This window comes from Proteus sp. PR00224 (assembly GCF_016238105.1).
Taxonomy (GTDB): Bacteria; Pseudomonadota; Gammaproteobacteria; order Enterobacterales; family Enterobacteriaceae; genus Proteus.
Map to the genome: position 1 here is coordinate 1 of NZ_JAEHQU010000018.1, position 4164 is coordinate 4164.

General features: G+C 37.2%; 3 protein-coding genes and 4 tRNA genes. 1 reads left to right on the forward strand and 6 read right to left on the reverse strand.

The window, feature by feature from the left end; all coding sequences use genetic code 11:
* Window positions 1–122: 122 nt before the first annotated feature.
* The 4 genes from JEP71_RS17360 to JEP71_RS17375 form a co-directional block, all read right to left on the reverse strand.
* Window positions 123–198 (reverse strand) — tRNA-Thr (locus JEP71_RS17360).
* Between the two features lie 5 nt (window positions 199–203).
* A tRNA-Gly gene (locus JEP71_RS17365) sits at window positions 204–278 on the reverse strand.
* Window positions 279–360: 82 nt separating this feature from the next.
* Window positions 361–445: transfer RNA gene (locus JEP71_RS17370), tRNA-Tyr, on the reverse strand.
* A 15-nt stretch (window positions 446–460) separates the two neighbouring features.
* Window positions 461–536: transfer RNA gene (locus tag JEP71_RS17375), tRNA-Thr, on the reverse strand.
* A gap of 438 nt (window positions 537–974) precedes the next feature.
* Between JEP71_RS17375 and coaA the strand changes: the two genes are divergently transcribed.
* Window positions 975–1922: a type I pantothenate kinase gene (gene coaA, locus JEP71_RS17380; RefSeq protein WP_088494065.1), complete on the forward strand. Its 948-nt coding sequence runs from the start codon at window positions 975–977 to the stop codon at window positions 1920–1922.
* Window positions 1923–2053: 131 nt separating this feature from the next.
* Here the strand turns inward: coaA and birA are convergent, their stop codons facing one another.
* The gene (gene birA / locus JEP71_RS17385) at window positions 2054–3016 is read right to left on the reverse strand and encodes a bifunctional biotin--[acetyl-CoA-carboxylase] ligase/biotin operon repressor BirA (protein WP_198626673.1); all 963 of its coding nucleotides are present in this window, start codon (window positions 3014–3016) and stop codon (window positions 2054–2056) included.
* Window positions 3013–4047 (reverse strand): UDP-N-acetylmuramate dehydrogenase, encoded by a 1035-nt coding sequence (gene murB / locus JEP71_RS17390; protein WP_198626674.1) that lies wholly within the window; start codon window positions 4045–4047, stop codon window positions 3013–3015. The genes birA and murB overlap by 4 nt, the downstream gene beginning before the upstream one ends.
* Window positions 4048–4164 lie beyond the last annotated feature (117 nt).

The following is a 4164-nucleotide window of genomic DNA, read 5'->3' on the forward strand; positions in this document are numbered from 1 at the left end:
TTTAAATTGTCCCTCTAAGACACGGAATCGGTGGTTACACCACATCAACCAAGCAGTAAGTAAATTAGCGATTTGCTAGTGCTTGTTAAGATTTTAATCAGGGAGGCAAGAACATGAAGGAGTGGTGCTGATAGGCAGATTCGAACTGCCGACCTCACCCTTACCAAGGGTGCGCTCTACCAACTGAGCTATATCAGCACATCTGGAGCGGGCAGCGGGAATCGAACCCGCATCATCAGCTTGGAAGGCTGAGGTAATAGCCATTATACGATGCCCGCAGAACTCGGCTACCTGACTTAAAATCAGCTTTGTATTCTACTTAAGTGTTTACTATTTGAAAACACTTAAGTTAGGAATTAATGGTGGTGGGAGAAGGATTCGAACCTTCGAAGTCTGTGACGGCAGATTTACAGTCTGCTCCCTTTGGCCGCTTGGGTATCCCACCAAACCTAATTTTTAATGGTGCCGGCACCAAGAGTCGAACTCGGGACCTACTGATTACAAGTCAGTTGCTCTACCAACTGAGCTATGCCGGCTAAGTGGTGCGCATTCTAGGAGGACTTTCATCATGATGCAACAAAAAAATTGCGATATTTGTTCTTTTGCTTAGATTTTGTTCATTTTTGATTGAATTGTTGATTTTTTAGGAAAAAAACGACCAAAATGCCAACAAAAATTCATAATAGATTAGCAAGCTAATTTATCTATCCAGCCCCAAATTTATTAACCATCAATAAATTTTTAGAAAAAAGATTGATTGCGCCCTTGTTAGTCTACGCTAAAAAATTATTTTCATGACTATTTTTTATACTTTTTTTACAGATTTATTCAGTTCGTGTCAAAAAAAGTAGAAAAAATTTAAAAAATATCTACGCCTAAGAGTCATCACTCGTTATGATGCTGTTTATTTTTTATCGGATACGGGTGTTTTAAACAGCCTGTCCAACCTGCGAATACTAGGCAGATGTTGGCTTATGAATAACAAAGAACGCTTTATAACCCCTTATTTAGAATTTGACAGAAAGCACTGGGCAACGTTAAGAGATTCCGTTCCTTTAACGTTAACCGAAAAAGAGATTGCTGATTTAAAAGGGATTAACGAAGAAATTTCTATTGATGATGTAATTGAGATTTATCTTCCTCTTTCAAGATTGCTCAATTTTTACATAAGTTCTAACTTACGTCGTCAAGCCGTCTTAGAGCAGTTTCTTGGAACAAGAAGCGCCAAAATCCCCTACATTATTGGTATAGCGGGTAGCGTTGCTGTTGGCAAAAGTACCACAGCTCGTTTGCTACAAGCACTTTTAACCCGTTGGCCAGAACATCGTAAAGTTGATTTAATTACTACTGACGGCTTTCTTTTACCTAATGCAGAGTTAAAGAAACGCGGAATAATGAAAAAAAAAGGATTTCCTGAATCCTATGATATGCATAGTCTTGTCTCCTTCGTTTCTGATATAAAATCAGGCAAGAAACAAGTAACAGCCCCTGTCTATTCTCATTTAGTGTATGACATCATTCCAGATAAAAAACAGGTTATTGAACAACCTGATATTTTGATCCTTGAAGGATTGAATGTATTACAGAGCAATCAGGATTATCCTCATGACCCACATAATGTTTTCGTATCAGATTATGTAGATTTCTCCATTTATGTTGATGCTGAAGAAGAATTACTAAAACACTGGTATATCAGTCGCTTTTTAAAATTTAGAGAAGGTGCGTTTACTGATCCTGAATCGTATTTTAATAATTACTCTAAATTAAGCAGAGAAGAGTCTATTGAAATAGCGTCTTCAATTTGGCAAGAAATTAATGGTTTGAATTTGAAACAAAACATTCTGCCTACGAAAGAAAGAGCGAGTCTTATTCTAACCAAAGGCCAAAATCATACGATCACCAATGTTAGATTACGTAAATAAATCTAAACAATTATCAGTGTTTTATCTACGTATTATTATGTTTTAGTTATTAAAAAATAGTATTGAGAAATAAAAAGCTTTCCAGTTTAGGAAAGCTTTTTATTTTTAGATGTTCGATGCAATTTAAGGTATTACGACGCACTTCTCAGTGAAATCTCACCACCTATATAAGGTATGATTTTCCCATCTTGTTCTAAAAGTAGAGCACCTTGATCATTGATACCTTTGGCAATACCAAAGATCTCTTTTTCACCAATAATAAGCTTCACTCGGCGATCCATAAAATTATCTAAACGTTTCCAACGCTCGATAAACACAGATAACCCTTGTTTTTCAAATTGAACAAATGCATCTCTTAATGCATTTGTAATTTCACAAGCAAGTTCATTTCTGTCAATTTTAATACCAACTTGCTCTAAATTAATCCATTGTTGGTTAATGGCTTCATTTTGATTTTTACTCATCGCGATATTGATACCAATACCTGTGACAATATGAGCAACATCACCTGTTTTTCCTGTTAGCTCAACAAGAATGCCTGAAAGCTTTTTATCATTTAAATAGAGATCGTTAGGCCATTTAACTTTAACGCCATCTGCGCCAAGTTTTTGCAAAACTTCAGCCATAATAACACCGACAACTAAACTCAATCCTATTGCAGCAGCAGGTCCTTGATCGAGTTTCCAATACATACTCAAGTATAAATTTCGACCAAAAGGCGAGATCCATTGACGCCCTCTTCTACCTCGTCCAGCAGACTGATATTCAGCAATACAGACATCACCCGATTTTAATTCGCTAATACGTTGGATTAAGTATTGGTTTGTAGAATCTATAACAGGAATAACGCTTGCAGGTTCACCTTTGATGTTCTTGTTTACACTATTCACATTTAACAAATTCATAGGGGCATCTAGTTGATAACCTTTTCCTGCGACAGTTTGAACATCAATACCCCAACTGCGTAATGTCTGAATATGTTTATTAATGCCTGCGCGTGTCATTCCTAAGCTTTCGCCTAGTTGCTCCCCTGAATGGATATTTCCGTCAGCAAGGAGCTCAATTAATAATAAAGGAGTAGGTGTTTCTTTCATGAAATAGCATCCACTGCATTGATTTCGCCATGTTGACCAATAAAGCGAACTTCTGGCTCTAATTGTACGCCGAAGCGCTCGAAGACTTTTTGGCGTATATATGCCGCTAAATTAACAATGTCTTTGCCTGTAGCTAAACCGTCTTTGTTGATGAGAACAAGTGCTTGCTTCATATGAACAGCCGCACCACCAATCTGATGGCCTTTAAGGCCACATTGATCAATTAGCCAACCCGCAGCAAGTTTTACACCATCTTGTTGAACATATTGAGGACAGAAGGGATATTCTGCTTTTAAATGTTGTGCAATACGAATATCAACAATTGGATTCTTGAAAAAGCTGCCTGCATTGCCTGTTATGGTAGGATCGGGTAGTTTACTCGTTCTCATAGCGCACACAGATCCAAACACATCTTTTGGCGTTACCGTTTCTAATGATAATTTTGATAGATCACCATAGGTAAGGATAGGCTCCCATTTTTTACTAAGCTGTAAGCCAACAGCAATAATCGCAAAGCCTTGCTGGTAATGATGTTTAAAAATACTATCACGATAACCAAATTGGCACGCTTCATTTGTCAATCGACTAACATGCCCAGTACTTAATTCAATAATATCCACATAAGCACAAATATCTTTTAATTCTTTGCCATAAGCGCCGATATTTTGTATTGGTGCTGAGCCCACATTTCCTGGGATCAGCGCTAAATTTTCCAGTCCATAGATATTTTTTTCTAACAGATATTCAATAAGTGCATGCCAGTTTTCGCCAGCACCAACATGGACAGACCAATATTGTTCATCCTCAGTAATTCCAATACCAGCAATACAGTTGCGAATAACAATACCATTAAAATCTTCTGTAAATAATACGTTGCTACCGCCACCTAGAATAAGAGTTGGCAATTTCTGCTCATGGGCATTTTGCCAATATGTACAAAGCTCATCTTTATTATTTGCAGTTTTTATTTGGTGAGCTTTTGCTCTCAAACCAAATGTATTAAATGCTTGCAATGAAACCGATTCTTTCATGAAAGTCTACCTCATTTAGCTGATGGCTTAGTTTAACAGCCAAGCATCGTCGAGGATAGCAAAGTGATAGGTGATTAGTTTGGAGATATTACATCTGCATTTCAGATGTCTTAGAAT